Origin of the sequence: Burkholderia vietnamiensis LMG 10929 (genome assembly GCF_000959445.1) — a bacterium.
GTDB lineage: Bacteria > Pseudomonadota > Gammaproteobacteria > Burkholderiales > Burkholderiaceae > Burkholderia > Burkholderia vietnamiensis.
Genome location: NZ_CP009632.1, coordinates 521,813 through 548,749 on the forward strand (window position 1 = coordinate 521,813; position 26,937 = coordinate 548,749).

General features: G+C 68.7%; 37 protein-coding genes. 27 read left to right on the plus strand and 10 right to left on the minus strand.

Translation table 11 applies throughout. From position 1 onward, the window contains the following. Window positions 1-24 precede the first annotated feature (24 nt). From iscA to iscU, 3 genes are read right to left on the minus strand one after another with little or no spacing between them, the layout of a single operon-like run. Window positions 25-348, minus strand: coding sequence for an iron-sulfur cluster assembly protein IscA (gene iscA, locus AK36_RS27255; protein WP_011880121.1), 324 nt, complete (start codon window positions 346-348; stop codon window positions 25-27). Window positions 349-355: 7 nt separating this feature from the next. Beyond that, entirely contained in the window at window positions 356-730 is a 375-nt protein-coding gene (gene erpA / locus AK36_RS27260; RefSeq protein ID WP_045579659.1) for an iron-sulfur cluster insertion protein ErpA, read from the minus strand. Between the two features lie 27 nt (window positions 731-757). Further along, complete coding sequence (gene iscU, locus AK36_RS27265; RefSeq protein ID WP_011880123.1) at window positions 758-1,192, minus strand: Fe-S cluster assembly scaffold IscU; 435 nt, start codon at window positions 1,190-1,192, stop codon at window positions 758-760. Between the two features lie 307 nt (window positions 1,193-1,499). On the opposite strand from iscU, the gene nifA reads away from it, so the two are divergent. The 15 genes from nifA to AK36_RS27340 all read left to right on the plus strand — a co-directional run bounded on the left by nifA (window position 1,500) and on the right by AK36_RS27340 (window position 12,507). Beyond that, window positions 1,500-3,209 (plus strand): nif-specific transcriptional activator NifA, encoded by a 1,710-nt coding sequence (gene nifA, locus AK36_RS27270; protein ID WP_045579660.1) that lies wholly within the window; start codon window positions 1,500-1,502, stop codon window positions 3,207-3,209. A gap of 368 nt (window positions 3,210-3,577) precedes the next feature. Further along, window positions 3,578-5,170: a nitrogenase cofactor biosynthesis protein NifB gene (gene nifB / locus AK36_RS27275; RefSeq protein ID WP_045579661.1), complete on the plus strand. Its 1,593-nt coding sequence runs from the start codon at window positions 3,578-3,580 to the stop codon at window positions 5,168-5,170. Window positions 5,171-5,212: 42 nt separating this feature from the next. After that, a complete protein-coding gene (locus tag AK36_RS27280) occupies window positions 5,213-5,407 on the plus strand; it encodes a 4Fe-4S binding protein (RefSeq protein ID WP_011880126.1) in 195 nt (64 codons plus the stop codon). 62 nt (window positions 5,408-5,469) lie between these two features. Next, a complete protein-coding gene (locus tag AK36_RS27285) occupies window positions 5,470-5,874 on the plus strand; it encodes a HesB/IscA family protein (protein WP_011880127.1) in 405 nt (134 codons plus the stop codon). 16 nt (window positions 5,875-5,890) lie between these two features. Then, window positions 5,891-6,463: a hypothetical protein gene (locus AK36_RS27290; protein ID WP_045579662.1), complete on the plus strand. Its 573-nt coding sequence runs from the start codon at window positions 5,891-5,893 to the stop codon at window positions 6,461-6,463. Continuing rightward, window positions 6,460-7,404: a 4Fe4S-binding leucine-rich repeat protein gene (locus AK36_RS27295; protein WP_080938770.1), complete on the plus strand. Its 945-nt coding sequence runs from the start codon at window positions 6,460-6,462 to the stop codon at window positions 7,402-7,404. Before AK36_RS27290 ends, AK36_RS27295 begins: the two co-directional genes overlap by 4 nt. Continuing rightward, window positions 7,397-7,792, plus strand: a complete 396-nt coding sequence (locus AK36_RS27300) for a nitrogen fixation protein NifZ (protein WP_045579663.1) — start codon at window positions 7,397-7,399, stop codon at window positions 7,790-7,792. The genes AK36_RS27295 and AK36_RS27300 overlap by 8 nt, the downstream gene beginning before the upstream one ends. A gap of 5 nt (window positions 7,793-7,797) precedes the next feature. After that, the gene (locus tag AK36_RS27305) at window positions 7,798-8,073 is read left to right on the plus strand and encodes a nitrogen fixation protein NifZ (protein WP_011880131.1); all 276 of its coding nucleotides are present in this window, start codon (window positions 7,798-7,800) and stop codon (window positions 8,071-8,073) included. Continuing rightward, window positions 8,070-8,426 carry a DUF3024 domain-containing protein gene (locus tag AK36_RS27310; RefSeq protein ID WP_011880132.1) on the plus strand — a complete coding sequence of 119 codons (357 nt, stop codon included), beginning with the start codon at window positions 8,070-8,072 and terminating at the stop codon, window positions 8,424-8,426. Before AK36_RS27305 ends, AK36_RS27310 begins: the two co-directional genes overlap by 4 nt. A gap of 19 nt (window positions 8,427-8,445) precedes the next feature. Further along, complete coding sequence (locus AK36_RS27315; RefSeq protein WP_045579664.1) at window positions 8,446-9,600, plus strand: cysteine desulfurase family protein; 1,155 nt, start codon at window positions 8,446-8,448, stop codon at window positions 9,598-9,600. Window positions 9,601-9,627: 27 nt separating this feature from the next. After that, on the plus strand, window positions 9,628-9,846 hold the full coding sequence (gene nifT, locus AK36_RS27320) for a putative nitrogen fixation protein NifT (protein WP_011880134.1): 219 nt from the start codon (window positions 9,628-9,630) through the stop codon (window positions 9,844-9,846). Between the two features lies 1 nt (window position 9,847). Next, window positions 9,848-10,126 (plus strand): hypothetical protein, encoded by a 279-nt coding sequence (locus AK36_RS27325; RefSeq protein ID WP_045579665.1) that lies wholly within the window; start codon window positions 9,848-9,850, stop codon window positions 10,124-10,126. Then, on the plus strand, window positions 10,116-11,279 hold the full coding sequence (locus AK36_RS27330; protein ID WP_045579666.1) for a DegT/DnrJ/EryC1/StrS family aminotransferase: 1,164 nt from the start codon (window positions 10,116-10,118) through the stop codon (window positions 11,277-11,279). The genes AK36_RS27325 and AK36_RS27330 overlap by 11 nt, the downstream gene beginning before the upstream one ends. Before the next feature lie 11 nt (window positions 11,280-11,290). Next, window positions 11,291-12,130, plus strand: coding sequence for an SIR2 family NAD-dependent protein deacylase (locus tag AK36_RS27335; protein ID WP_045579667.1), 840 nt, complete (start codon window positions 11,291-11,293; stop codon window positions 12,128-12,130). Between the two features lie 80 nt (window positions 12,131-12,210). Continuing rightward, a complete protein-coding gene (locus AK36_RS27340; protein WP_011880138.1) occupies window positions 12,211-12,507 on the plus strand; it encodes a 2Fe-2S iron-sulfur cluster-binding protein in 297 nt (98 codons plus the stop codon). Between the two features lie 113 nt (window positions 12,508-12,620). Here AK36_RS27340 and AK36_RS27345 read toward each other — a convergent pair whose 3' ends face one another. The 7 genes from AK36_RS27345 to AK36_RS27375 all read right to left on the minus strand — a co-directional run bounded on the left by AK36_RS27345 (window position 12,621) and on the right by AK36_RS27375 (window position 16,083). Further along, window positions 12,621-12,857, minus strand: a complete 237-nt coding sequence (locus AK36_RS27345; RefSeq protein ID WP_034192739.1) for an FmdB family zinc ribbon protein — start codon at window positions 12,855-12,857, stop codon at window positions 12,621-12,623. 24 nt (window positions 12,858-12,881) lie between these two features. Then, window positions 12,882-13,316 carry an ArsC/Spx/MgsR family protein gene (locus tag AK36_RS27350; RefSeq protein WP_045579951.1) on the minus strand — a complete coding sequence of 145 codons (435 nt, stop codon included), beginning with the start codon at window positions 13,314-13,316 and terminating at the stop codon, window positions 12,882-12,884. A 14-nt stretch (window positions 13,317-13,330) separates the two neighbouring features. Beyond that, window positions 13,331-14,098 (minus strand): ankyrin repeat domain-containing protein, encoded by a 768-nt coding sequence (locus tag AK36_RS27355; protein ID WP_045579668.1) that lies wholly within the window; start codon window positions 14,096-14,098, stop codon window positions 13,331-13,333. Next, a complete protein-coding gene (locus tag AK36_RS27360; protein WP_045579669.1) occupies window positions 14,095-14,328 on the minus strand; it encodes a hypothetical protein in 234 nt (77 codons plus the stop codon). The genes AK36_RS27355 and AK36_RS27360 overlap by 4 nt, the downstream gene beginning before the upstream one ends. Further along, window positions 14,325-14,867 (minus strand): ankyrin repeat domain-containing protein, encoded by a 543-nt coding sequence (locus tag AK36_RS27365; RefSeq protein ID WP_045579670.1) that lies wholly within the window; start codon window positions 14,865-14,867, stop codon window positions 14,325-14,327. Before AK36_RS27365 ends, AK36_RS27360 begins: the two co-directional genes overlap by 4 nt. A 144-nt stretch (window positions 14,868-15,011) precedes the next feature. Further along, entirely contained in the window at window positions 15,012-15,620 is a 609-nt protein-coding gene (locus AK36_RS27370) for a hypothetical protein (protein ID WP_011880143.1), read from the minus strand. 43 nt (window positions 15,621-15,663) lie between these two features. Next, on the minus strand, window positions 15,664-16,083 hold the full coding sequence (locus tag AK36_RS27375) for a group II truncated hemoglobin (protein ID WP_045579671.1): 420 nt from the start codon (window positions 16,081-16,083) through the stop codon (window positions 15,664-15,666). Window positions 16,084-16,456: 373 nt separating this feature from the next. On the opposite strand from AK36_RS27375, the gene nifH reads away from it, so the two are divergent. The 12 genes from nifH (at window position 16,457) to AK36_RS27435 (ending at window position 26,879) form a co-directional block, all read left to right on the plus strand. Next, the gene (gene nifH, locus AK36_RS27380) at window positions 16,457-17,338 is read left to right on the plus strand and encodes a nitrogenase iron protein (RefSeq protein WP_011880146.1); all 882 of its coding nucleotides are present in this window, start codon (window positions 16,457-16,459) and stop codon (window positions 17,336-17,338) included. Window positions 17,339-17,420: 82 nt separating this feature from the next. Beyond that, window positions 17,421-18,884: a nitrogenase molybdenum-iron protein alpha chain gene (nifD, locus tag AK36_RS27385; RefSeq protein WP_014725867.1), complete on the plus strand. Its 1,464-nt coding sequence runs from the start codon at window positions 17,421-17,423 to the stop codon at window positions 18,882-18,884. Window positions 18,885-18,961: 77 nt separating this feature from the next. Continuing rightward, window positions 18,962-20,521 carry a nitrogenase molybdenum-iron protein subunit beta gene (gene nifK / locus AK36_RS27390; RefSeq protein ID WP_011880148.1) on the plus strand — a complete coding sequence of 520 codons (1,560 nt, stop codon included), beginning with the start codon at window positions 18,962-18,964 and terminating at the stop codon, window positions 20,519-20,521. Window positions 20,522-20,534: 13 nt separating this feature from the next. Beyond that, window positions 20,535-20,855 carry a hypothetical protein gene (locus tag AK36_RS27395; protein WP_011880149.1) on the plus strand — a complete coding sequence of 107 codons (321 nt, stop codon included), beginning with the start codon at window positions 20,535-20,537 and terminating at the stop codon, window positions 20,853-20,855. 272 nt (window positions 20,856-21,127) lie between these two features. Then, window positions 21,128-21,607 carry a hypothetical protein gene (locus AK36_RS27400; RefSeq protein ID WP_045579952.1) on the plus strand — a complete coding sequence of 160 codons (480 nt, stop codon included), beginning with the start codon at window positions 21,128-21,130 and terminating at the stop codon, window positions 21,605-21,607. A 306-nt stretch (window positions 21,608-21,913) separates the two neighbouring features. Beyond that, the gene (gene nifE, locus AK36_RS27405; RefSeq protein WP_045579672.1) at window positions 21,914-23,407 is read left to right on the plus strand and encodes a nitrogenase iron-molybdenum cofactor biosynthesis protein NifE; all 1,494 of its coding nucleotides are present in this window, start codon (window positions 21,914-21,916) and stop codon (window positions 23,405-23,407) included. Between the two features lie 20 nt (window positions 23,408-23,427). Further along, on the plus strand, window positions 23,428-24,840 hold the full coding sequence (gene nifN, locus AK36_RS27410) for a nitrogenase iron-molybdenum cofactor biosynthesis protein NifN (protein ID WP_045579673.1): 1,413 nt from the start codon (window positions 23,428-23,430) through the stop codon (window positions 24,838-24,840). Then, window positions 24,837-25,253 carry a nitrogen fixation protein NifX gene (gene nifX / locus AK36_RS27415; RefSeq protein WP_011880153.1) on the plus strand — a complete coding sequence of 139 codons (417 nt, stop codon included), beginning with the start codon at window positions 24,837-24,839 and terminating at the stop codon, window positions 25,251-25,253. The genes nifN and nifX overlap by 4 nt, the downstream gene beginning before the upstream one ends. Further along, window positions 25,246-25,737, plus strand: coding sequence for a NifX-associated nitrogen fixation protein (locus tag AK36_RS27420; RefSeq protein WP_045579674.1), 492 nt, complete (start codon window positions 25,246-25,248; stop codon window positions 25,735-25,737). The genes nifX and AK36_RS27420 overlap by 8 nt, the downstream gene beginning before the upstream one ends. 23 nt (window positions 25,738-25,760) lie before the next feature. Then, on the plus strand, window positions 25,761-25,952 hold the full coding sequence (locus AK36_RS27425) for a CCE_0567 family metalloprotein (protein WP_011880155.1): 192 nt from the start codon (window positions 25,761-25,763) through the stop codon (window positions 25,950-25,952). A 16-nt stretch (window positions 25,953-25,968) separates the two neighbouring features. Next, window positions 25,969-26,277, plus strand: a complete 309-nt coding sequence (gene fdxB, locus AK36_RS27430) for a ferredoxin III, nif-specific (RefSeq protein WP_045579675.1) — start codon at window positions 25,969-25,971, stop codon at window positions 26,275-26,277. A gap of 14 nt (window positions 26,278-26,291) precedes the next feature. Then, window positions 26,292-26,879: a nitrogen fixation protein NifQ gene (locus tag AK36_RS27435; protein ID WP_045579676.1), complete on the plus strand. Its 588-nt coding sequence runs from the start codon at window positions 26,292-26,294 to the stop codon at window positions 26,877-26,879. Window positions 26,880-26,937: the final 58 nt, after the last annotated feature.

The window sequence follows — 26,937 nt, forward strand, 5'->3', positions numbered from 1 at the left end:
TGCGAATGTCGCGTGCGGGCGTGCTCAGACGGCGAAGCTCTCGCCGCAGCCGCAGTTCGCGGTCGCGTTCGGGTTGTGGAACTTGAAGCCTTCGTTCAGGCCCTCGCGGACGAAGTCGAGCTCGGTGCCGTCGAGCATCGGCAGGCTGCGCGGGTCGACGACGACGGTCACGCCGTGCGTCGCGAAGCACAGATCGTCGTCGTTCGGCGCGTCGACGAATTCGAGCGCGTAGGCGAAGCCGGAGCAGCCGCTCGTCTTGACCGCGACGCGCAGGCCGAGCCCGGCGCCGCGCTTTTGCAGCGCCTTCTCGATGTGGCGCGCGGCCGCTGGAGTGACGGAGATGGCCATCGCGCGCTCACACGGAAAAGGAACTGCCGCAGCCGCACGTGCTCTGCGCGTTCGGGTTCTGGATCACGAAGCGCGAGCCTTCGAGCCCGTCCTCGTAGTCGACGCGGGCGCCCGCGAGGTATTGCTGGCTCATCGCGTCGATCAGCAGCGTGACGCCGTCGGTGACGACTTGCAGGTCGTCTTCCGCGACCTGGTCGTCGAACGCGAAACCGTATTGAAAGCCCGAGCAGCCGCCGCCCGACACGTAGAGCCGCAGTTTCAGTTGCGGGTTGCCTTCCGCGTCGATCAGCGCCGCGACTTTCGCGGCCGCGTTGGGCGTGAAGTCCAGAAAGGCCGGCAGCGGGACGGGCGCGGCGTCGGCGGACGGTTGCAGGAGTTCCATGGGGCGATCCTCGAAGGAGTGAAGCGTTCAGTTCGGCGTGGACGTGCAGACCGGCTGCTCGGCGAGCGTCTCGCCGCCCGCGCCCGGATGCCGCGAGCGGAAATCGGCGACGGCGGCCTTGATCGCGTCCTCGGCGAGAATCGAGCAGTGAATCTTCACGGGCGGCAGCGCGAGTTCTTCGGCGATGTCGGTGTTCTTGATCGCGAGCGCTTCGTCGAGCGTGCGGCCGCGCACCCATTCGGTGACGAGCGAGCTCGACGCGATCGCGGAGCCGCAGCCGTAGGTCTTGAATCTCGCGTCCTCGATCACGCCGTCGGCATTCACGCGGATCTGCAGCCGCATCACGTCGCCGCATGCGGGCGCGCCGACCATGCCGGTGCCGACGTCGTCGGCGCCGGCGTCGAACGAGCCGACGTTGCGCGGGTTTTCGTAGTGGTCGAGGACCTTGTCGCTATAGGCCATTGCATGCTCCGCGTGGAGGGATGACGACGGTGGGTTGACGACCGCCGGATTTGCAACATCCATGCCACGCTTTTTTTTCGCTTGATATCGTGGATGTCGAGCTGCGCATTGTCGAGTTTGTCGCGCGCACCCGGCGAACGGCGCGCGACCTTGTCGCCTTTGTCTGGTCTTTTCTCGCCTGTGTCGGCTTTGTCGTCGCGGGCAGGCGCCGCGATCCCGCGGCACGAGATGGGCGCAGATATTGCTTCGCCATTACGTCGCGCCGGAGTGCTGCACGCGCGGGCTAGCCATCGCAGGAGCGAAAGCCATGCCGAATTCCCATGCAAGCGAGCATCGCCGTGATCTCGACGTGGTCTATGAAGTGGGCAAGACGCTGATATCGTCGCTCGACGTCTCGCAGACCTTCCTCACGTCGCTGCGTTACCTGTCGTACACGCTGGGCTGGCGCTCGGCGTTCGTCGTCGTCGTCGAGCCGGACGGCTACCTGCGCGGCCTGTGCTGCACCGGCCTCGCCGACGACTGGCGCCAGCGCGTGCGCTTCCTGCCCGGCGAGGGCATCGTCGGACGCATCTTCACGAGCGGCTCGCCGGTGATCGTGCCGGAAGTGCGCGACGAGCCGCTGTTCCTCGATCGCACGGGCGGCGCGGGCGAGCCCGACGACGGCTCGGTCGCGATGCTCGGCATGCCGATCCGCCACGAGCAGCGCACGCTGGGCGTGCTGGTCGCGTTTTGTGCGAACCCCGATCGCAACCGCGTGTTCGCGAACGACCTGTATCTGATGAAGATCGTCGCGACGCTGATGGGGCAGGCGATGCTGCTACATCGCAGCGTCAGCTGCGCGCACGACCGCCTGCAGGACGAGGTGCGGCGCATGCAGAAGGCGATCCGGCCGGTGCAGCAGCTCGATCAGGTGGTCGGCGTGTCGGCGCCGATGCAGCAGGTGTTCTCGCAGGTCCATCAGGTCGCGCCGGCTCGCACGACGGTGCTGCTGCGCGGCGAGAGCGGCACCGGCAAGGAGGTGATCGCGCGCGCGATCCACCGGCTGTCGCCGCGCAACGACCACGCGTTCATCTCGGTGAACTGCGCGGCGCTGACCGAGACGCTGCTCGAAAGCGAGCTGTTCGGGCACGAGAAGGGCGCGTTCACCGGTGCGCAGGGATTGCGCAAGGGGCGTTTCGAACTGGCGCATGGCGGCACGCTGTTCCTCGACGAGATCGGCGACATCTCGCCGTCGTTCCAGGCGAAGCTGCTGCGCGTGCTGCAGGAGCGCGAGTTCGAGCGGGTCGGCGGCGCGGCGCCGGTGAAAGTCGATGTGAGATTGATTCTCGCCACCAATCGCAATCTCGAGCGGATGGTGAAGGAAGGCGAGTTCCGCGCCGATCTCTACTACCGGATCAACGTCGTCAGCATCCAGTTGCCGCCGCTGCGCGAGCGGCGCGACGACATCCCCGCGATGGCCCAGCACTTTCTCGATCGCTTCAACCGCGACAACGGCCGCGCGCTGCGCTTCAGCGAGGACGCGATGCGCGTGCTGACGAGCTGCTACTGGCCCGGCAACGTGCGCGAGCTCGAGAACTGCGTCGAGCGCACCGCGACGATGACGCATCACGACACGATCGACCGCCTCGCGTTCCTGTGCCAGGAGGACCGCTGCCTGACGAAGGTGCTGCATCACATCGAGCGCGAGGACGCGGTGCGTCCCGCGCGGCTGCTCGACATTCCGATCTGCGAGGTGCCCGCGCCGGGCGCGGGCGATCACCGCGGCTTGCCGCGCGACGGCGGCTTCGCGGACGACCCGTTCGACGACGCGTTCCATGAACACGAGCACGACCACGACGACGCGTTCGCGATGAACGGCGACGACGAAGGCAAGCCGGAAGGCGAGCGCGAGCGGCTGATCTGGGCGATGGAGCGCTGCGGCTGGGTGCAGGCGAAGGCCGCGCGCCTGTTGAAGATCACGCCGCGACAGATCGGCTACGCGCTGCACAAGTACGGCATCGAGGTGCGGCGGTTCTGACCGGCGCCGCCATGCCGCGCGTGCGCTGAGCTGCACGCGCGGCGCCTGACTGCGCGCTTGCGCCGTCGCATGCGCGCACGCCGCTTCCGCTTCCGCTTTCCTTCCCGACCGACCTCACGCGCACGCGCGCATTCCCATCCCGCTGCAGCCGCCGACGCATCGGCGCGCTTCCCTCTGCCGCTTCCCGATTGTGTCGTTTGTCGCAACCGCGACAGCGGCGGCCGCCGTTCTCGTCGCGGAACACGCGCCGGCCCGACAAACCGGACATCGGATCGGCCGCTCAGGCGCGCCGCTGCGTGCGTCGCGGCGTGGCACGGTTCTGGCTTTTAACGTCGCACGTCGTCCCCGTCGAATTCCAGGAGAAGTCCATGCACAGCGCACAGAACGTCGGCATGCCCCCCGCGTCGGCCTATATCGGCATCGGCGAGATCAAACCGCTCGGTATGCCAGCGGACGTCCCGGCAGCGGGCGGCGGTTGCGGCACGCAGGGCGGCGACGGCAAGGCGAGCTGCGGCTCGTCGGGCGGCCCCGACGACATGCCGGCCGAGATCTGGGAGAAGGTCAAGAACCACCCGTGCTACTCGGAAGAGGCGCATCACCACTACGCGCGGATGCACGTCGCCGTCGCGCCCGCCTGCAACATCCAGTGCAACTACTGCAACCGCAAATACGACTGCTCGAACGAGTCGCGCCCCGGCGTCGTGTCGCAGAAGCTCACGCCCGAGCAGGCGGTCAAGAAGGTCGTCGCGGTCGCGAGCGAGATTCCGCAGATGACGGTGCTCGGCATCGCCGGCCCCGGCGATTCGCTCGCGAACCCGCAGAAGACCTTCGACACGTTCCGGATGCTCCAGGAGCAGGCGCCCGACATCAAGCTGTGCCTGTCGACCAACGGCCTCGCGCTGCCTGCGCTGGTCGACGAGATCTGCCGCTACAACATCGACCACGTGACGATCACGATCAACATGGTCGACCCGGCCGTCGGCGCGAAGATCTATCCGTGGATCTTCTGGGACCACCGGCGCGTGACGGGCTACGAGGCCGCGCAGATCCTCCACGAGCAGCAGATGAAGGGGCTCGAGATGCTCACCGCGCGCGGCGTGCTGACCAAGATCAATTCGGTGCTGATCCCCGGCGTCAACGACGAGCACCTGATCGAGGTCAACCGCGAGGTGAAGAAGCGCGGCGCCTTCCTGCACAACATCATGCCGCTGATCTCCGAACCCGAGCACGGTACCTATTTCGGCCTGAACGGCCAGCGCGGACCGAGCGCGCAGGAACTGAAGGCCGTGCAGGACGCGTGCATGGGCGGCGCGAACCTGATGCGGCACTGCCGGCAATGCCGCGCGGACGCGGTCGGCCTGCTCGGCGAGGACCGCAGCGACGAGTTCACGCTCGACCGGATCGAGGAGATGGAAGTGGTCTACGACCTCGATCGCCGCCGGGCCTATCAGGACCGCGTCGAGGCCGAACGCAGCGCGCAGCATGCGGCGAAGCAGGAGGCGCTCGCGGCGTCGATGGCGAGCGACGTCGCCACGGATCTCAAGGTGCTGGTCGCCGTCGCGACGAAGGGCGGCGGGCGCGTCAACGAGCACTTCGGCCACGTGAGCGAATTCCAGATTTTCGAGGTGTCCGCGTCGGAAGCGCTGTTCGTCGGCCATCGCCGCGTCGACCTCTACTGCCAGGGCGGTTTCGGCGACGACGAGCAATTGCCGTCCGTCGTGCGCGCGATCAACGACTGCCACGCGGTGCTGGTCGCGAAGATCGGCGCGTGCCCGCGCGACGAACTGGCGCACGCCGGCATCGAGCCGGTCGAGCGCTTCTCCGGCGAGTTCATAGAGAAGGCCGCGCTCGCATGGTTCGACGATTACCGCAGCCGCGTCGCGTCCGGCGCGGTCGTGCATGCGGATCGCGGCGACGCGGCGATCCGGCAGGGCGCGTACACCGGCAGCGCGGCGGCGTAACGCGCGCGTCATCAGGATCTCACCCACAACAGGAGCGTCACCATGTCCCTGAAGATCATCGCTTCGACCTGCACCGGCTGCTCGGCGTGCGAACCGGAGTGCCCGAACGTCGCGATCGGCGAAAAAGGCGGCGTATTCGCGATCGATCCCAAGAAGTGCACCGAATGCGAAGGGCACTTCGACAGCCCGCAATGCGTCGCGGTGTGCCCGGTCGACGGCTGCATCGTGCCGGCGTGAGCCGCGTGCCGACCGCCGTCCACGCGTTCAATGCGTTCAACGACAAGGAGTGAATCGCGATCATGCTGCCGAATGTCACCATCACCGCCGCGGCGGACAAGTTCATGCGCCGTATCGTGCGTTTCTCGGGCTTGCCGGCCGGCGCGGGCTTCCGGCTCGTCGTCAGCGCCGGCGGCTGCTCGGGCTATAACGCGGCGTTCAGCGCCGAGGCCGCGCCGCAGGCGGGCGAGGCGGTGCTCGACGCCGACGGCCTGCGCGTGTTCCTGCCCGCGGAAAGCCGGATGCTGCTCGACGGCGTGACGATCGATTTCGTCGAAACGGCGACGCAGTCGGGCTTCACGTTCACGAACCCGAACCAGGCGCCGTGTGCGTGCAGCAGCGCCGCGCCGGCGGAGCCCGGCGTCGCGAAGATCGGCATCGACGCGATCGGCCGCGGCCGGCCGCCCGAGCTGTCGCGCGCGTCGTGACCGACGGGAGCGGACCATGTACGGCGAATCCCGCACGCTCGACGACGCACTCTCCGCGTTCGCGTGTTCGGCGCTCGGCGGTGGCCTGCCGGCGCCCGTTGCCGCATGGATCGACGCCGCCGGGCGCTTGCAGCATCGCCCGGACGACGCGCTGGCATTGCTCGAACGCGCGCGGGCGGCGCTGCCCGCGCATCCGGCGCCGCTGATCGCGTTGTACCGCTTCCATTTCTACGGCCATCGGCTCGCGCAGGCGCGTGCAGTCGGCGAGGCAGCGCTTGCGCTCGTGCGCACGGCGCTCGGCCCGCGCGTCGGCGATGCGCCGCCGACGGGCGACGCGGTACGCTACGACGCGACGGTGCGCTTCCAGCTGTTCGTGATGAAGGGGCTCGCATACCTGAACCTGCGGCTCGGCGAGCGCGCGGCGGCGCGCTCGCTGCTCGACGAATTGCGGCGCCTCGACCCGGACGACCGGGTGGGCGGCGCACTGCTGCTGCACGTGCTGACGCGCGACGAACGCCGCGCGGACGACGATGACGACGACGCGCTGCACGCGCATCCGGCGCGCGGCTGGGCGGAGACGCCGAGATGAACCGCTCGCCACGCTCCTCGCACGCAGGGCGGTCGCCGCGCGAGCGCGCCGCCGGGCCGGCTCGCGATAGCGCGCTCGGCCGGGCGCGCAGCGTCCCGGCGCAGGCCGACGCGAACGCGCCGGCCGCGCCGCGCGCGTCGGCGCCCGCCGGCGACATCCCGCCGCTGGATTGGCAGGGCGGCGCGCTCGACTGTGCGCGCTGCCCGTACGCGGCGCTGCGGGGCCGCGCGGGCGAAGCCGGCTGCGAGCCGGGCCGCGCCTGCATGCAGGACGCGTATGCGCGCCGGATCGACCGCTTCTTCAGCTGGCATCCGGCACTCGCCAACGAACAGCTCGCGCACCCGTATTTCGAGGTGCGCGCGATCGCCGCGCGCTACGCGGACGTGTTCCGGCTGCCCGCGCTGCTCGACGATCCGGACGAAACCGTGCGGCTGCAGGTGGCGCTGCGCCTGCCGCACGCATATCTGTCGCGGCTCGCGGGCGATCCGCACCGCGAGGTGCGGATCCGCGTCGCGCAGCGCGTCGATCCGGCCGTGCTCGCGAGCATGCGGACCGATCCCGACTACGGCGTGCGCGACTGGGTCGCGCGCCGCCTGCCGGTCGCCCTGCTGCCGTCGATGGCGCGGGACGCCGATCGCGGCGTGCGCATGCGCGTGGCCGAGCGGCTCGACATGCCGGCGCTGCTGCGGATGGTGGACGACGCGGACGCCGAGGTGCGCCGGCGCGTCGCCGCGCGGCTGCCGGCGCCGCTGCTCGGCAACCTGCTCGGCGACGCGGATTGGCGCGTGCGCTGGGAGATCGCGCGGCGCGCGCCGCCGGGCATCGTCGTGCTGCTGCTCGACGATGCGGATGACGAAGTGTGCGCGCTCGCCAGGCGCAGGCTGCGTTCGGACGATCCGTCGCAACCGCTGGAACTCGATAGTGGAGCCGACCATGGCTGACATCAACCGCGACGACGACGTGATCGAGGTCGCCCATCCGCCGCGTTTTTCGTTCGGCGAGCGGGTGGTCGCGCGCTCGGCGGTGCGCAACGACGGCACCTACAGCGGCAAGGACATCGGCGAGGTGCTCGTCAACAAGGGCGACGTCGGCTACGTGACGAGCATCAACACGTTCCTGCAGCAGTTCTATATCTACGCGGTCGACTTCGTCGACACCGGCCACCGGGTCGGGATGCGCGCGAAGGAGCTGTGCACGCTCGACAACCTGCCCGACGACGTGCTCGCGAAGCTCGGCGCGCACGCGGGCCGGCTCGGCGAGCTCGGGCGGGCCGTTGCAGCCGACGGGCCGCACGCCGCGGCGCGCGGAGAACCGGAGACGTCATCGTGAACATGATGGAGCCCATGCGGGAGCCCGAGTATTCGTGGGGCATGCGCGTCGTCGCGCTGGACGATCTGTGCAACGACGGCAGCTATCCGGACCATGCGCCCGGCGCGCGCCTCGTCGACGCGGGCGCGGTGGGCGAGATCGTCAACGTCGGGCAGGTCGTTGACACGGGCGAGCCGGTTTACCTGGTCGAGTTCGGCCGGCAGGTGATCGGTTGTACCGAGGACGAGATCGCGCCGGCGCCGGCCGGCCTGCTGCCCGAACACGACGGGGCGGCGCGATGATGACGCAGGGGCGAGCGGCGCCCGGGCGCGGCCAGCCGGCGAGCGTCGTCGATTTCACGCAGCGGCGCATCGAACGCGCGCTGCGCGAGCGTGCGCGCTATCGCTACGTGAGCCCGCGCGTGATGCGCGACGCCGACGGATTCCGGATCGAGAGCCCGTGCTGCTCGCGCAACGTCGATCCGGGCGGCGGCGTGATCGACATCGCGCGGCTCGCGCGCGGCCCCGCCGGGCGCTGGAGCCTGTACGCCCGCGATCATGCAGCGCACCGCTGGTCGTGGCGGTACGAAAGCGCCGATCTCGACCTGCTGCTGGAGCTGCTGTGCGTCGACGCCGAGCGCGTGTTCTGGCCGTGACGCACGACGGGGAGCGACGATGATCTATCTCGACCACAACGCGACGACGGCACCCGCGCCGGCGGCGATCGACGCGATGCTCGCCGTGCTGACCGACGTGTGGGCCAACGCGTCGTCGCAGCATGGCGCCGGACAGCAGGCGAAGCGCACGCTGGCCGCCGCGCGCGCGACGATCGCCGGCGCGCTCGGTTGCAAGGCCAGGGAAGTGGTCTTCACGAGCGGCGCGACCGAGGCGAATCATCTCGCGGTGCTCGGGCTCGGGGCGTCGGCCACGGCCTCGGCCGTGCGGCGCAGGCTCGTCTTCGGCGCGACGGAGCATGCGGCGCAGCTGAAGCTCGCGCACGCGCTCGCCGCCCAGGGCCGTCCGGTCGATTTCATCGCGGTGCGGCCGGACGGCGTGCTCGATCTCGACAGCGCCGCGCGCGTGATCGGCCCGGACGTCGCGCTGGTGTCGGTGATGGCGGCGAACAACGAGACCGGCGTGCTGATGCCGATCGCCGACGTGAAGGCGCTCGCGCAGGCGGCGGGCGCGCTGCTGCACGTCGACGCGACGCAGCTGGTCGGCAAGCTGCCGTTCGATTTCGCGGCGCTCGGCGCCGACGCGGTGTCGCTGTCCGCGCACAAGCTGCACGGGCCGAAAGGGATCGGCGCGCTGCTCGTGCGCGACGGCGTGCCGCTCGCGGCGCAGTTTCCCGGCAGCCAGGAGCGGCACCGGCGCGGCGGCACCGAAAACCTGCCCGCGATCGTCGGCTTCGCCGCAGCGCTCGAGCGGCTGGCCGATGCGCTCGCCGACGCCGCGCGGATCGCCGCGCTGCGCGACGCGTTCGAGGCCGGCCTGCGCGCGGCGCTGCCCGGCGTGCACGTGTATGGCGCGAGCGCGCCGCGCTTGCCCGGCACGAGCTGCCTGCGCGTCGGCCGGCTGGACGCCGACACCGTCTTGCAGCGCTGCGAGCAGATCGGCGTGTGCGCGTCGTCGGGCTCGGCGTGTTCGTCCGGCGGCAGCGAGCCGTCGCACGTGCTGAGCGCGATGGGCGTGCCGCGCGACGAGGCGCTCGGCGCCGTGCGCTTCTCGCTCGGCGCGGCCACCAGCGCGCGCGACATCGATTACCTGCTCGCCGCGCTGCCTCCGTTGTTGAAGCCGTTGCTGGCCGAAGCGGCCGTGCAGCCGACCTGAACCCGTCGTATCCCCGGAGTCTTTATCGTGAAAGTGATGATTCGCAGAGACAGCAAAGGCGTGCTGAGCGCCTACGTGCCGAAGAAGGACCTCGAGGAGCCGATCGTGTCGATGGCGCGGCCGCAGATGTGGGGCGGGCTCGTCACGCTCGGCAATGGCTGGCAGCTCGAGCTGCCCGAGATGGATGCCGCCACGGCGCTGCCCGTGACGGTCGAAGCGCGGCGTATCGCCGGCGTGGAGGAATGACATGGCGCTCACCGCCGAGCAAGTCCAGGCCGCGGCCGAGCTGATCGGCTCGGCGTCGACGCTCGACGCCGCCGCGAGCCGGTGGCGCGAGCGCTTTCCGGACGTGCGCACGATGCAGCTCGGCGCGGCCGACATGTGCGGCGAGACGCCCGCCCTGCGCGTCGGCGCGCGGGCCGTCTACTTCGTCCGGATCGCCGGGATGTGCCTGTCGATCACGGCGCATGCGAGCGAAGCGAACGCGCTGATCCTCACCGACGCTGGGAGCGGCCATGGAACTTGACGAGATTGCGCTCGCCGAGCCGGCGTGCGGTGCGCGTGAAATCGAGCTGGTGAGCGCGGTGCTGCGCTCGTCGCGCTGGAGCGACGGCCCGATGCGCGAAGCATTCGAGCGCGCGTTCGCTGGCTGGGCCGGCCGCGCGCATGCGGTCGCGGTCGCGAGCGGCACGCTCGGCGCGTGGCTCGCGCTGCGCGCGCTCGGCATCGGGGCCGGCGACGAGGTGATCTGCGCATCGCACACCTGGCATCAGGTCGCGCAGGCGATCACGCTGGCGGGGGCGACGCCGGTGTTCGCGGACATCGATTACTGGAGCGGCTGCCTGAGCGCCGACAAGGCCGGCTCGAAGATCGGGCCGCGCACGGGGGCCATCCTCGCCGGCAACACGAACGGCCATCCCGCCGCGTGGGGCCCGCTGCGCGAGCTGGCCGATGCGCACGGGCTCGCGCTGATCGAGGACAGCACCGAGGCGCTCGGCTCGCGCTACCGCGGCCGCACGGTCGGCTCGTTCGGCGACGTCGCGATTTTCGAGTTCTCGGCGCCGAGCGCGCTGTGCGCGGGCGAGGGCGCGATGCTCGTCACCGACGACGACGCGCTCGTGCACGAGCTGCGTTATCTGCGCGAGCGGCGCGTCGCGGACCGCGGCTCGGTGTCGGTCGGCGCGCGCGTGCCGCTGCAGGCCGGCATCAGCGAGCTGACGGCGGCGCTTGGCCTCGCGCAGCTCGCGAGCCTCGACGAGCGCCTCGCGCAGCGCAAGCAGGTCGAGCGCTGGTATCACGAGCAGATGCGCAGCTTCGAAGGCATCAAGCCGCCGTACACGGCCGACGACGTCGACGAGGTGAACTGGATGCTGTACGTCGTGCACCTCGGCAAGCGCTTCACGCAAAGCGCGCGCGCGCAGATGATCGACGACCTGAAGTCGTGCGGGATCGAGACCGCCGCATACAGCCATCCGCTGCACGAGCAGTTCCACTACATGCAGGCGGGCGACTCGATCGGCCGCAAGCGCGGCGTGCTGCCGGACACCGAGCGCATCGGCGACCGCGCGCTGGCGCTGCCGCTGCACACCTTGCTCGACGCCGACGAGGTGAAGTTCATCGTCACGACCCTGAAGGACACCGCGACCAACGTGGGCGCGGGAGCCGCGATCTATCTGTGAGGAAGCCGTTCATGAGCATGTCGATCGAGCACATCGCCCGCCGGATCGAGGCGGGCAGCATCATTCCGTATCTCGGCCCGGGCCTGCTCGCGCTGTGCGCCGACGTGCGCGTGCCGGCCACCGCGGAGGCGCTGGCGCGGCTGATGACCGACAAGGTCAGCGTGCCGCACAAGATCCGCCACCGGCTCACGCAGGCCGCGCAGTTCATCGAGAACTTCAAGCATCGCAAGTCGGTGGTGAGCCTCATGAACGACGCGTTCGCGGCCTCGCCGGCGCCGTCGGCGCTGCATTGCGCGCTCGCCGCGAGCGGGGCGGGCCTGTATGTCGACACCTGGTACGACGACACCTTCGCGGCGGCGCTCGCGCGCATGCGGCCGGGCGGCTGGGCGCTGGTGCAGGGGCTGTCGCAGTCCGAGCACTTCGGCGAATGGTTCGCCGGCTACGACGCGCACGGCGCGCGGCTGCCCGAGGTCCCGTCCGCCGGCGCGCTGCTCTACAAGCCGATCGGCGCGCATGCGCCTGCCGCGAACTATCTGGTGTCCGACAGCGACTTCGTCGAAGTGCTGACCGAGATCGACATCCAGACGCCGATTCCGCCCGCGGTGCAGGCGTGGCGCAGCGGCCGCAGCTTCCTGTTCGTCGGTTGCCGCTTCGACGACCAGCTCGCCCGCAGCTTCGCGCGCCAGATCATGAAGCGTTCGTCCGATACGCACTGGGCCGTGCTGCCGGACGAGCCGACGCGGATGGAGGCGCGCTTCCTCGACGAGCAGCGCATCGAGCGGATCGCGATGCCGCTCGATGCCTTTGCTCGCGCGCTGGTCGCCGAGTTGAGGCACGCGCTTCCCGCGTGACGGCCGCGGCGCGGCATGTCGTCACGCGGTAGTTGCCGCCATTTTCCTTGTTGTCTTTCTCGTCCCGTGAGTATCTGACCATGACCATCCTGACCGTTCTTCCTTCCGGTAAATCCTACGATGTCGCCGTCGGCGCGACGCTGTTGCAGGCGCTCCTCGGCGTCGGCGAGGCCATCGCGCACAAATGCGACGGCAAGGCCGAATGCGGGTCGTGCCATCTGTTCGTGCAGGAGGGCCGCAAGAGCCTGTCGAAGATTCAGCGCACCGAGAACGAAAAGCTCGATGCGATCGTCGGGGTCGGGTCGAAATCGCGGCTTGCGTGCCAGGCGGTGCTCGGCGACGAACCGGTGACCGTCGAGCTGTTGAGCTTCGTGTGAGGCAGACGTGAGGCCGTCGTGAGGCGGCATGCGGAGGCGGGCGTCGATGTCGCGAGCGGCTCTTGAGAACCGCATCGCGCTCATCGCCCGACCGACGCGCCCCCGTCATTCCGCTACTTCAGCAGCTTCGCGCGCTCCGCGGCCGAGAAGTTGCTCAGATGGCCCTCATGGGCCGCCTGCCGGCGGGCCTTCCTGACGATCTCGCGCGAGCGTCCGGGCGGCGCGGGCGCGCTGACCTGCTTGTCGAGCGCGGTGCTGCCGCAGTGCGGACACGCAGGCGACGCGCCCGCCCGCACCAGCGCTTCGAAGGTCCGGCCGCAGTCGCGGCACCGATAGTCGTAAAGAGGCATGGCGGCTCTCCGGTCAAATTGCATTCAGGCCGACGCGGCGGCGCAGCCCGTCGTGGCGGCCGCACAGCCTTCGAGCGAACCGGTCGTCACGTCTGCCGCCGTCAACGGACCGAGGCCGATCCACGCATGCACGCGCGCCGCATCGAAGCCGACCATCCGGCCGTCGCCCGCTTCCATCAGCGGCCGGCGAATCAGCAACGGTTCGGCCAGCAGCAGCGCGAGCGCGGCCGCGGCGTCGAGCGCCTCGGGGACGATCCGGCCGGCTTTCACGTCCGGCGCCGCGCGGTTGAACCATTCGTGCACCGGCAGCGGCTCGAGAAACGCGAACAGCGTCTTCGGCGTCCACGGCCAGCGCAGCAGATTGCGCACCTCGAGCGTGTGGCCGGCGGCGACCAGCAGCGCCTTCTGCGCCGCATTGCCGCCGCAGCCGGGTTTTTCGTAAAACGTGACATGAGCCATCGCAAGATCCTTCATCAGAGGCGGCGCAGCAACTGCAGGCATTCGGCCGTCGCGGCCATGTCGAGGGCGGTGAAGCCGTCCCGCGAGCGGATCGCCGGATCGGCCCCCAGCGCGAGCAGCGCACGGACGACCTCGGCCTTGCCCGACGATGCCGCGTACATCAGGCAGGTCGCGCCCGTCACGTTCGCATGGTCGAGCGGCACGCCGGCCCGCGCGAGCCGTTCGATGCCGGCCGGGTCGCCGTGCACGCAGGCGAGCCACAGCGCGTTGTTGCCGTCCGCGTTGATCGCATCGACCGCCACGCCGTGCGCCAGCAGCGCGTCGACGGCGTCGTGCGCGCCGCGCCACGCGGCAACCATCAGCGGCGTGTTGTCGTGCGCGTCGCGCGCGCTCGGGCCGACGAAGCCGACGCTCGCGAGCCACGCGGCAAGCGCCGGCTCGACCGGGCTGCCGGACGGGTTCGCGCCGGCAACGCTCGCGGCCCATGCCGCGTGCCCGCCGATCAGGTCGCAGACGACCGTGAAGCCGAAGTCCGCGAACATGCGCGCCCAGGCCTGACTCGCGTTGCCGCGGTGGCAGTAGATCAGGATCGGCCGGCCGCGCCGCGTGCGCAGCAACAGCTCGTCCTGGTTGTCGCGCGACAGCCGCACGGCGTCCGGCCAGCCGGAGCGCGCATGACTGTCGGCATCGCGCGCGTCGAGCACCAGCGCATCGGGATGACGGCCGCGCCACGCGCCGAGCTCGTTGACCGTGAGACGTCGAAAGACGCGTTGCCCCTTCATTGCGAACGCTCGCGCTGCATGCGCTTGCCGACGACGTGCGCGTCCGCGAGCGGCAGCGGTTCGAGCGGCGCGCCCTCATCGCGCCGGAACGCGGTGTGGTGTGCGTCGCGGCTCGGTCCGGCTGCATGGCGCTCGTGCCGGAATACGGTCCGGAGCAGATGGTCGAGCGCGCTCGCCGCATCGGCGCGCGTGTAACCCGAAGCCGGGCGACGCGAAGCACACGCGCTCATGCCGCGTCGTCCTGCGTCGCATGCGCGAGCCGGTGCGATTCGCGCAGCAACTGCAGCGCACGATCGGTGGCCATGTCGCGCGCGCTGCGGCCGTCCGGCGCGCATAGCGTCTCGCTCGCGCCGCATGACAGCAGCAGCTGCATCACCTCGATCCGGCCGCTCGCGGCCGCCTGCATCAGACACGTGACGTCGTCGTCGTTCGCGTGGTCGACGTCGGCGCCCGCCTCGATCAGCCGCAGGATCGGCGCGGGCGCGCCGCCGATGCACGCATACCACAGCGCGCCGTTGCCGGCGTCGTCGAGCGCGTCGAGCCGCGCACCGTGCGCGAGCAGCGCGTCGAGCACGCCGTCCTCGCCCTGCAGCGCGGCTAGCATCAGCGGCGTGACGCCGTCGATGCCGCACGAGTGCAGATCGGGAAAGTCGTGCCACGCGAGCCAGGTGGCGAGCGCGGCGGGCATCCGTGGGCGCGGCGGGTCGTCGTCGCGCACCGCGCGCAGGTTGCCGCCGCGGCGTGCGACGAAGGAACTGTGCAGGGACATGGTCGTGCTCCGGCTCCGTTTGACGGACAGGGTTCGGCCAAGCGGCCCGCGGGCGCCGGTGCCGGCGCGCGGGAAACGCCGGGCCGCCCCACGTTGCTCAGGCCCGCTCGTGCGCGTGGCGTGAAGCGACAGCTTCGCGGCCGCTCATACGGGCCGGTTCTCGTTCGGGTTGCGCACCGGACCCATCAGTTCGAGCCCTTCCTCGTACGTGATCGTGTCGAACGTGACGTCGAACTTGAGCGCCGCGTCGGCGACGGCGTCGAGCTTGCCCGCGGTGTCCTTCTTCTTCAGCTCGCTCTTCTCGAGATAGAGCAGCTCGAGCATCTCGTTGTAGACGGTGCTCTCCAGAATCGGCAGCACGTAGAACATCGCGCCCTTGTACGGCACCTGGTAGCGCTTGCTCAGGTCGATGTTGTCGCAGAACAGGAAGTACTTGCCGCCGGCGCTCAACGTGTCGCCGAGCACCTCGGCGACGTCCTTCAGATATTCGAAGCTCAGCAGGAAGCCCGCGAAGAACGGCAGGTGCGGCTCACCGAAGGTCGCGACGGCCATCACCTGATCGCAGGTCAGCTCGGGCGGGCGCGCTTCGTCGGCGAGCTTGGCCGCGAAACGCAGCGCGAGTTCGCCGCGGAATCCGACCCGCCCGAAGGTATTCGTGAGCCCCTTCAGCACGGGGTTGAGCAGACGGCCTTCGGCTTCGAGCCGCGCGAACGCGGTGTCGTCGAGCGTGGTGCGGGTGAGCGCTTCGGTCATGATGAAAAATCCTCGGTGTCGTCGTCAAAGGTGAGGGCGAACGTCATCGCCCGGTGTTGCGCAACCAGTCGGCCAGCTTGAAGAGCGCCTGCATCAGTTCGTCCCGCAGTGCCGGCTCGACGCCGCATTCGTCGAGCGCCGCGCGCATGCAGGCGAGCCACGCGTCGCGCTCGGCCATGCCGATCGCGAACGCGCGATGCCGCATCCGCAGACGCGGGTGCCCGCGCTGCGCCGAATAGTGACGCGGGCCGCCGAGCCACTCGCACAGATAGGTGACGAGCACCGTCTTCACCGGGCCGAGATCCGCGCCGTGCATCGCGCGGATGCCGGCGGCGTCGGGCCGCGTGTCCATCTGGCGATAGAACGCATCGACGATGCGCGCGAGCGCGGCTGCACCGCCGAGACGATCCAAAGGCGACGGCGCCGCGTGAAGCGAATGAGCGGAATGGGCGGGCGTGTTCATGAAGCCGCTTGGTGCAACAACCGTACCAGGCGAGATGCGCCGGGCCGCAGCGGACGAAGCGGACAAAACCACGCCTGGATGCGCGACAACTGCGTGTCGTTTGCGACGCTGCGCGCGGCGTTTGTCGGGAATCCGACACGACGAAGGAAGCCGGCGCCGACCTCGCGCCGCGCGCAGCCGGCCCGTCGCGACGGGCGTTGCAACGAATGTCGTGCGGGTTGGCACGGAAGCTGCAATTGCTGGGCTGCGGACAACTCCTGGCCGATGCGCGGTGCGACAGAAGAAGACCAAAGGCGATACGGACACGGCAGGCTGACATGGTCGCGATTTCGCAACCCTGGTTTCAACCTCTTTTCTCAATGTGGAGCACGCAATGTCTCAACTTCGGCAAATCGCCTTCTATGGCAAAGGCGGCATCGGCAAATCGACCACGTCGCAGAACACGCTCGCGGCGCTGACCGATCTGGGCCAGAAGATCCTGATCGTCGGCTGCGACCCGAAGGCCGACTCGACGCGCCTGATCCTGCACGCGAAGGCGCAGGACACGATCCTGTCGCTCGCGGCGGAGGCCGGCTCGGTCGAGGATCTCGAGCTCGAGGACGTGATGAAGATCGGCTACAAGGACATTCGCTGCGTCGAGTCGGGCGGCCCGGAGCCGGGCGTCGGCTGCGCGGGGCGCGGCGTCATCACGTCGATCAACTTTCTCGAGGAGAACGGCGCGTATGACGGCGTCGACTACGTGTCGTACGACGTGCTCGGCGACGTGGTGTGCGGCGGTTTCGCGATGCCGATTCGCGAGAACAAGGCACAGGAGATCTACATCGTGATGTCGGGCGAGATGATGGCGATGTACGCGGCCAACAACATCTCGAAGGGCATCCTGAAGTACGCGAACAGCGGCGGCGTGCGCCTCGGCGGCCTCGTCTGCAACGAGCGTCAGACCGACAAGGAGCTCGAGCTCGCCGAAGCGCTGGCGGGCATGCTCGGCACCCGGCTGATCCACTTCGTGCCGCGCGACAACATCGTGCAGCACGCGGAGCTGCGTCGCATGACGGTGATCGAGTTCGCGCCGGATTCGAAGCAGGCGAACGAGTATCGCCAGCTCGCCAACAAGATTCACAACAACGCGGGCAACGGCACGATCCCGACGCCGATCACGATGGACCAGCTCGAAGATCTGCTGATGGAGCACGGGATCATGAGCGCGATCGACGAGTCGCAGGTCGGCAAGACCGCGTCGGAACTGACCGCCTAACGCGCGTCGCGCGACATGCCCCGCCGCGCGGCGCGCGCGGCGGGGCGCGCAGTGGAGAACGACCTCACATATGGAGCATGCTATGACCGCCACGGTTGAAGAGCGCAAGGCCGCGAACAAGGCCCTGATCGACGAAGTGCTGAAGGCCTATCCGGAGAAGATGGCCAAGCGGCGCGCCAAGCATTTGGGTACCTTCGAGGAGGGCAAGCCCGACTGTGGCGTGAAATCCAACATCAAGTCGCTGCCCGGCGTGATGACGATCCGCGGCTGCGCGTATGCGGGCTCGAAGGGCGTCGTCTGGGGGCCGATCAAGGACATGATCCACATCAGCCACGGCCCGGTGGGCTGCGGCCAGTACTCGTGGGCGGCGCGCCGCAACTACTACATCGGCACCACCGGCATCGACACGTTCGTCACGATGCAGTTCACGTCCGACTTCCAGGAGAAGGACATCGTGTTCGGCGGCGACAAGAAGCTCGACAAGATCATCGACGAGATCCAGCAGCTGTTTCCGCTGAACAAGGGCATCTCGATCCAGAGCGAATGCCCGATCGGCCTGATCGGCGACGACATCGAGGCGGTGTCGAAGAAGAAGGCGACCGAATACGCCGGTCACACGATCGTGCCGGTGCGCTGCGAAGGCTTTCGCGGCGTGTCGCAATCGCTCGGCCACCACCTCGCGAACGACGCGATCCGCGACTGGGTGTTCGACAAGACCGATCCCGACAAGCGCCCCGCGTTCGAATCGACGCCGTACGACGTCGCGATCATCGGCGACTACAACATCGGCGGCGACGCATGGTCGAGCCGCATCCTGCTCGAGGAAATCGGCCTGCGCGTGATCGCGCAGTGGTCGGGCGACGGCACGATCGCCGAGCTGGAGAACACGCCGAAGGCGAAGCTCAACGTGCTGCACTGCTACCGCTCGATGAACTACATCAGCCGGCACATGGAGGAGAAGTACGGGATTCCGTGGGTCGAGTACAACTTCTTCGGCCCGACGATGATCGAGAAGAGCCTGCGCGAGATCGCGAGCCACTTCGACGACACGATCAAGGCGAACGCCGAGAAGGTGATCGCGAAGTACCGCCCGCTGATGGATGCCGTGATCGCACGGTACAAGCCGCGGCTGCAGGGCAAGAAGGTGATGCTGTTCGTCGGCGGCCTGCGTCCGCGCCACGTGATCGGCGCATACGAGGATCTGGGGATGGAGGTGGTCGGCACCGGCTACGAGTTCGGCCACAACGACGACTACCAGCGCACGACGCACTACGTGAAGGACGGCACGCTGATCTACGACGACGTGACGGGCTACGAGTTCGAGCAGTTCGTCGAGCAGGTGCAGCCTGACCTCGTCGGTTCCGGGATCAAGGAAAAGTACGTGTTCCAGAAGATGGGCGTGCCGTTCCGGCAGATGCACAGCTGGGACTACTCGGGCCCGTACCACGGCTACGACGGCTTCGCGATCTTCGCGCGCGACATGGACATGGCGATTTCGAGCCCGGTCTGGAGCCTCGCGAAGGCGCCGTGGAAGAAGGCCGCCTGACCCCGCCCGCCGACGCTCGCTGCAGACCGCCGGCACCGCGCCCACCGCCCATTTGACGACTGAATCAGGAGTACGTGATGCCACAATCCGCCGACAAGATCCTCGATCACGAGTTGCTGTTCCGCGAACCCGAGTATCAGGAGATTTTCCGCACGAAGAAGGAGCAATTCGAGTTCAACCATCCCGACGAGGCGGTCAAGCAGATCGTCGAGTGGACCAAGACCGAGGACTACAAGCAAAAGAACTTCGCGCGCGATTCGCTGACCGTGAATCCCGCCAAGGCGTGCCAGCCGCTCGGCGCGGTGTACGTCGCGAACGGCTTTCACAAGACGCTGTCGTTCGTGCACGGCTCGCAGGGCTGCGTCGCGTATTACCGTTCGCACTTCTCGCGCCACTTCAAGGAGCCGACCTCGTGCGTCAGCTCGTCGATGACCGAGGATGCGGCGGTGTTCGGCGGCCTGAACAACATGATCGACGGCCTCGCGAACGCATACAACCTCTACAAGCCCGAGATGATCGCGGTGTCGACGACCTGCATGGCCGAGGTGATCGGCGACGATCTCGACGCGTTCATCAAGAACAGCAAGCAGAAGGGCAGCGTGCCGGAAGACTACGACGTGCCGTTCGCCCATACGCCGGCGTTCGTCGGCAGCCACGTCACCGGTTACGACAATTCGCTGCTCGGCATCCTCAAGCACTTCTGGGACGGCAAGGCCGGCAGCGCGGCGCCGCTCGTGCGCGTGCCCGACGACAGCGTGAACTTCATCGGCGGCTTCGACGGCTTCGTCGTCGGCAACATGGCCGAAATTCGCCGGATCTTCGCGCTGTTCGACGTGAAGGTCAACGTGATCTGCGATCCGTCCGAGACCTGGAACACGCCGACCGACGGCGAGTTCCGCATGTACGAGGGCGGCACGACGAAGGAGGAGGTCGAACGCGCGCTGCACGCGAAGGCGACCTTCGTGTTCCAGGAGTACTGCTGCGAGAAGACCAGCAAGTTCATCGCCGAGCACGGCCAGGAAGTCGTCGTGCTGAACGCGCCGGTCGGCGTGGCGGGCACCGATCATTTCCTGATGGAAATCTCGCGCGTCACCGGCAAGCCGATCCCGGCGGAACTCGAGAAGGAGCGCGGCCAGCTGGTCGACGCGATGGCCGACAGCCAGGCGCACCTGCACGGCAAGCGCTACGCGTTGTACGGCGATCCGGACCAGATGCTCGGCTATACGCAGTTCCTGCTCGAACTCGGCGCGGAGCCCGCGCACGTGCTCGCGACCAACGGCAACGAGGCATGGGCGGCGAAGGTGCAGGCGATGTTCGACGCGTCGCCGTACGGCGCGGGCTGCAAGGTGTATCCGAAGCGCGACCTGTGGCACATGCGCTCGCTGCTGTTCACGGAGCCCGTGGATTTCCTGATCGGCAACACCTACGGCAAGTATCTCGAGCGCGACACGAAGACGCCGCTCGTGCGCATGGTGTTCCCGATCTTCGATCGCCACCACTACCACCGCTATCCGACCTGGGGCTACGCGGGCGCGCTGCGCACGCTGATCATGTTGCTGGACGAATTCTTCGAAGCGCTCGACGCGAACACGATGGTGCCGTCGAAGACCGACTACAGCTACGACATCATCCGTTGACACGGAGGCGGCGATGACGGAACGGGTACTCGTCAAGACGACGCAGGACGGCCGCAAGGTCGAGGTGATCGACGGCTGGGTCTGCCTCGCAGGCGTGCGCGAGACCGATCATCTGGTGCCGTTGGGCGAGCATCCGAACCGCCAGGCGATCGCGCGCACGGTGCGCGGCGCCACGCACGTGGCGGGGCGCCTGCCGCTCACGCACGACGAGGCCGCGATCGCGCAGGGCGCGCTGTCGGCCGCGCAGCGTGCGTTCGACGCGAGCCCGCAAGGGATCGCGCAGCGCATCCGGAAGGCCGTATGGGCGAAGACGGCAGCGGAGGGCGTCGAATGAGCGCCGGCCGTTGCGATGCGGCGGCGTTACGACGTGGCGTCGCTCGGTCGCGGCGCGGTCGGTCGGTCGGTCGGTCCAACAGGGTTTTACCTCGCGAAATTTGGCCCGCCGCCGGTATGGGGCGGCTTTTTTTCGGCGCGGCGAGCGAGCGGCGCGCGTGACGAGGATTCGACGGCGTGCGCCGCGGCAGCGATCGGCCATCGCCGGGCCGCGATGCATGGCCCGACGCATGCGCCGTGGCCGCAGCGGCCGGATGGCGCCAGGAGGACGCGGTGATCTACGTGCTTGAACTGCCGGAAGCCGGCGCGCCGAACGCATGGTTCGCGTATGACGACGCCGATTTTGCGCGCAAGGTGGCGGCGTCCGACCCGCTCGCGCGCGACGAAATCCACGACACGCTGACGGTGCGCGAGCTGCTCGCATTCGACGGCGCCGAACCCGACGCGGCGCTGCGCGCCGCGTATCCGGCGCTGTGCTCGCTCGGCGACGCCTATGGCTGGGACGCGATGCTCTACCGGGCCGACTACGTGCTCGGTCGCGGCGTCTGCGGCAACCAGCCGGTTACGCTGCGCGACGCGGCGGCGGCCGCGCTCGCCGCACGCAGCGCAGCCATCGTGTACTGGACCGACGACGACGCGCTCGCCGCGTTCGAAGGCGGCGATCCGCGCGTTGCCGGCGAGCGAAACTGGCGGGCGAGGCGGGCGCTGTACGAGCAGCTCGTCGCGCTCGACGTACTGGCCGACGACAACTGACGGGCGGCGCAAGGACATGAAGAAACGGCGAACCGAACGAACCCCGGCCGATGCGTCGGCGAACGCTTTCGCGACCGGATGCGGGAACGAGCGATCGCCCGCTCGCACCGGCGCTGCGCCTTACAGCGTTCGCCGCTCGAGCGCGACTCGCGCGTTGTCGGGTTCCGTTCAAAACCGTCCAAAGCGCGTCCGAATCCCGACAACGCGCGCGCCCCGTCAGACCGCATCGAACGGTGTTCATGGGGCCGAGCCGCATGGTATGGAATTTGCGGATATCCCGTTGCACGAACCTGAGAGGAACCCGTCATGTCCGCATCGCTGAAAGCCAAGATTGCCGAAGTGTTCGACGAACCGGGTTGCGACAAGAACCAGGACAAGAGCGAGAAGGCACGCAAGAAGGGCTGCACGAAGCAGCTTTCGCCCGGCGCGGCGGCCGGCGGCTGCGCGTTCGACGGCGCGAAGATCGCGCTGCAGCCGATCGTCGACGTCGCGCATCTCGTGCACGGCCCGATCGCGTGCGAAGGCAACTCGTGGGACAACCGGCACTCGGCATCGTCGGGCTCGCAGTTGTACCGCACCGGCTTCACGACCGACATCAACGAGCTCGATGTCGTCTACGGCGGCGAGAAGCGGCTGTTCCGAAGCGTGCGCGAAATCATCGAGAAGTACGATCCGCCCGCCGTGTTCGTCTACCAGACCTGCGTGACCGCGCTGATCGGCGACGACATCGAGGCCGTCTGCAAGCGCGCCACCGAGAAGTTCGGCAAGCCGGTGATTCCGGTCAACTCGCCCGGCTTCGCGGGGCCGAAGAACCTCGGCAACAAGCTCGGCGGCGAGGCGCTGCTCGACTACGTGATCGGCACGCGCGAGCCCGACTACACGACGCCCTACGACATCAACATCATCGGCGAATACAACCTGTCCGGCGAGCTGTGGCAGGTCAGGCCGCTGCTCGATGCGCTCGGCGTGCGCATCCTGTCGTGCATCTCCGGCGACGGCCGCTACGACGCGGTGGCGAGCGCGCATCGCGCGAAGGTCAACATGATGGTGTGCTCGAAGTCGATGATCAACATCGCGACGCGGATGCAGCAGCGCTACGGGATTCCGTATTTCGAGGGCTCGTTCTACGGGATCGGCGACATGAGCGACACGCTGCGGCAGATCGCGACGCTGCTCGTGCGGCAGGGCGCGCCGGACGACCTCGTCGAGCGCGCCGAGCGTCTGATCGCGAGCGAGGAAGCGCGCGCGTGGGCGCGCATCGCGCACTACAGGAAGCGCCTCGCCGGCAAGCGCGTGCTCCTGATCACGGGCGGCGTGAAGTCGTGGTCGGTGGTCGCCGCGCTGCAGGAGGCGGGGCTCGAGATCGTCGGCACCAGCGTCAAGAAGAGCACGAAGGAAGACAAGGAGAAGATCAAGGAGATCATGGGCGACGACGCGCACATGATCGACGACATGACGCCGCGCGAGATGTACGCGATGCTGCGCGACGCGAAGGCCGACATCATGCTGTCGGGCGGGCGCTCGCAGTTCGTCGCGTTGAAGGCCCGCATGCCGTGGCTCGACATCAACCAGGAGCGCCACCATCCGTACGGCGGCTACGAAGGGATGGTCGAGCTCGTGCACGAGATCGATCGCGCGATCTTCAACCCGGTGTGGCAGCAGGTGCGGATCCCCGCGCCGTGGGGCGACGACGGCGAGACGCTCGGCGCGGTGCGCGCCGCTGCCGCGGCCGCATCGGCACCGATTCCGCATGGCGTGCATGCGTGGGCGATGGGGCTCGAACCGGGCGTCGTCGCCTGAGCGGGCCGGGGAGAGCTGCGATGGCGGAAGTCGTCGATTCGAAAAAGGCTTGCGCGGTCAATCCGCTCAAGATGAGCCAGCCGCTCGGGGCGAGCTATGCGTTCATGGGCCTCGACGCGTGCATGCCGGTGATGCACGGCTCGCAGGGCTGCACGTCGTTCGGCCTGGTGCTGCTCGTGCGTCACTTCAAGGAGGCGATCCCGCTGCAGACGACCGCGATGAACGAGGTCACCACGATCCTCGGCGGCTACGAGAACATCGAGACGGCGCTGCTGAACATCCGCAAGCGCGCGGCGCCGAAGATCATCGCGATCTGCTCGACGGGGCTCACCGAAACCAAGGGCGACGACGTCGAAGGCTATCTGCGGACCGTACGCACGCGCAAGCCGGAGCTCGACGATACGGAGATCGTCTACGTGTCGACGCCCGACTACGTCGGCGGCTTCGAGGACGGCTACCGGCTTGCGGTCGCCGCGATCGTGCGCGCGCTCGTGAAGCCGCTGCCGGCGAACGCGCGGCAGGTCACGCTGCTGCCGGGCAGCCACCTGTCGCCGGCCGACATCGACGAGCTGCGCGAGATCGTCGCGGCGTTCGGGCTCGACGCGATCGTGCTGCCGGACCTGTCCGGCTCGCTCGACGGCCACATCGCGCCGGACTGGCGCGGCACGACGCTCGGCGGCACGACGCTCGAGCAGATCCGGGCGGCGGGCGCGTCCGCGTTCACGATCGGCGTCGGCGAGCAGACGCGCATGGCGGCCGAGACGCTCCATGCGCTGACCGGCGCGCCGTTCGAGATCTTCGAACGGCTCACCGGGCTCGAGCCGAACGACCGGCTGCTCGTGCGGCTCGCGCAGCTCGCCGGGCGGCCGGTGCCGGACAAGTATCGGCGGCAACGCAGCCAGTTGCTCGACGCGATGCTCGACGGCCACTTCTACACGGGCGGGATCAAGGTCGCGCTCGGTGCGGAGCCGGACCTGCTGCTCGCGCTCGGCTGCCTGCTGCACGAGATGGGCGCGGAGCTGCGCTGCTGCGTCAGCACGACCGCGTCGGCCGCGCACGCGCTGCTGCCCGCGCCACACGTGCTGCTCGGCGATCTCGAGGACCTGGAGCAGCGTGCGGCGGCTTGCGATCTGCTGATCACGCACTCGCACGGCCGGCAGATGGCCGAGCGGCTCGGCAAGCCGCTGATGCGCGTCGGCTTCCCGGTGTTCGACCGGATCGGTAACGCGCACCGCTGCCAGGTCGGCTATCGCGGCACCATGAACCTGATCTTCGAGATCGCGAACCTGATGATCGAGCGGATTGCGCATCACGGCCCGGGCGACTGGCCGCTGCCGCCGCACGCGGTCGATCTCGCGGCGCGCGATCCCGCGCGCACATTGGACATTCCGATCGTCGCCCAACCGATATTCGACCAGGAGCACACCGCATGAAGATCGCCTTCGCGACCCAGGACAAAGAGCACGTCGACGCGCATTTCGGCTGGGCGAAAAGCATCGTCACGTACGACGTGCGGCCGGACGGGCACACCTTCGTCGAATCGTTCGAGTTCGGCGGCAAGCTCGAGGAGGACGGCGACGAGGACAAGCTCGCGCCGAAGCTCGACGCGATCAGGGACTGCGCGATCCTGTACGTTGCCGCGATCGGCGGCTCGGGCGCGGCGCGCGTCGTCGCACTGAAGATCCATCCGATCAAGGTGCCGCAGCCCGAACCGATCGGCGAGATCCTGGTGAAGCTGCAGGAGGTGCTCAACGGCACGCCGCCGCCATGGCTGCGCAAGGCGCTCGCGAAGGACGGCGGGCGCACATTCGATTTCGACGAAGACGACGAGGTATCACATGGCTGACGCCACCATCGACACGACGCCCGACGCGGCCTCGGACGAAGCGCTGCTCGCGACGCCGTTCGTGCAGCAGCTGATCAAGCAGCTGCGTGCACAGGACCTGCACGGCACCTGGGAGAACCGCAGCGACCTGCAGCTGCTGAAGCCGTTCATCCTGAGCGCGGACGAGCGGCGCGCGATTCCGATCATCGGCGACCCCGACCCGGAGACACTGTGGCGGCTCGAGCTGTTCTACGCGGCGGTTGCGGTCGCGATCGAACGCGAGACGCGCCAGATGGTATCGCCGATGATGAAGATGAGCCACGAGGGCTTCGGCCGGATGGTGCTGATCGCGGGGCGGCTCGTCGTCGTCAACAAGCAATTGCGCGACGTGCACCGCTTCGGCTTTCCGTCGCTCGAGAAGCTCGCGGCGGCGGGCGGCAAGTTCCTCGACGACGCGATCGAAATGATTCGCGCGTACCCGGCCGTCGCGCAGTACGGCGCGTGAGCGGCGCAACGTGGAGAAAATCGATGACCAACCAAGCCGACGAACTGAAAGCGCGCCTGAAGAAGCTCAATGCCCAGGCGACGCAGGCGAAGATGGATCTGCACGACCTGTCCGAGGAACTGCCGACCAACTGGGAGCAGATTCTCGCCGTCGCGCAGCGCTGCCACGATGCGCATGCCGCATTGATGGAAGCGCGCAAGGCGAGCGCCGCGTGACGCGAGGCACCCGACCATGAGCGAAACCTTCAGCGTGAAACTGCCGAGCGGGGAGACCTGGACGCCGACGTTCGTGTCCACGCTCGACGAGGGCAAATGCATCGGCTGCGGCCGCTGCTTCAAGGTGTGTCCGCGCGGCGTGCTCGAGCTGGTCGGCGTCGACGAGGACGGCGAGCACGTCGCGCTCGACAGCGACAGCGACGATGACGACGAGTACGAGAAGAAGGTGATGACGATCGCGCACCGGCAGCTGTGCATCGGCTGCACCGCGTGCGCGAAGATCTGCCCGAAGAAGTGCTATACGCACGCGGCGGCGCAGGTTTGACGGGGCGAGCGGCGATGGACGTGCGCGCGATCCTGATGCGTTGTGCGCTCGACGCGCAGGATCCGACCGTGCTCGCGTTCGTCGGCCCGCTCGCGGTGGCGTTTGCACGCGGCGAGGCCGACGCCGCGACGACCGCCGGGCTCGACGCGACCGATACGCACCGCGTGCTGGATCGCTGGTTTCCGGGCGCACGGGCCGCACTCGCGGCATGCGCCGAGTCGCCAGGCGCTGCGCTGCCGCCGATGCACACACAACCGCACACGCCGCGTGACGACGAGTTCGACGATCTGGTCACGCTCTTCGTCGCGCACGCCGACTCCGATGCGGGCATGCGCGACGAAGCGCGCTGCGTCGCCTGCGTGCTGGCGGCCGCCTGCGCGGGCGACAACCATCTGTGGCAGGACTTGCTGCTGCCGTCGCGCCGCGAGCTGTCGCTGCTGATCGGGCGGTGGTTTCCACGGCTCGCCGCGAAGAACACGCGCGACATGAAGTGGAAGAAGTTCTTTTACAAGCAGCTGTGCGAGCGCGAAGGACTGTTCGTCTGCAGGGCGCCGAGCTGCGGCGCGTGCGCCGATTACGCGCACTGCTTCGGACCGGAATAGCGGCGTTTCGCGCGACGTGGCGCGGAACCTGCTTCGTTTCGGACATCGTTATGTAGCG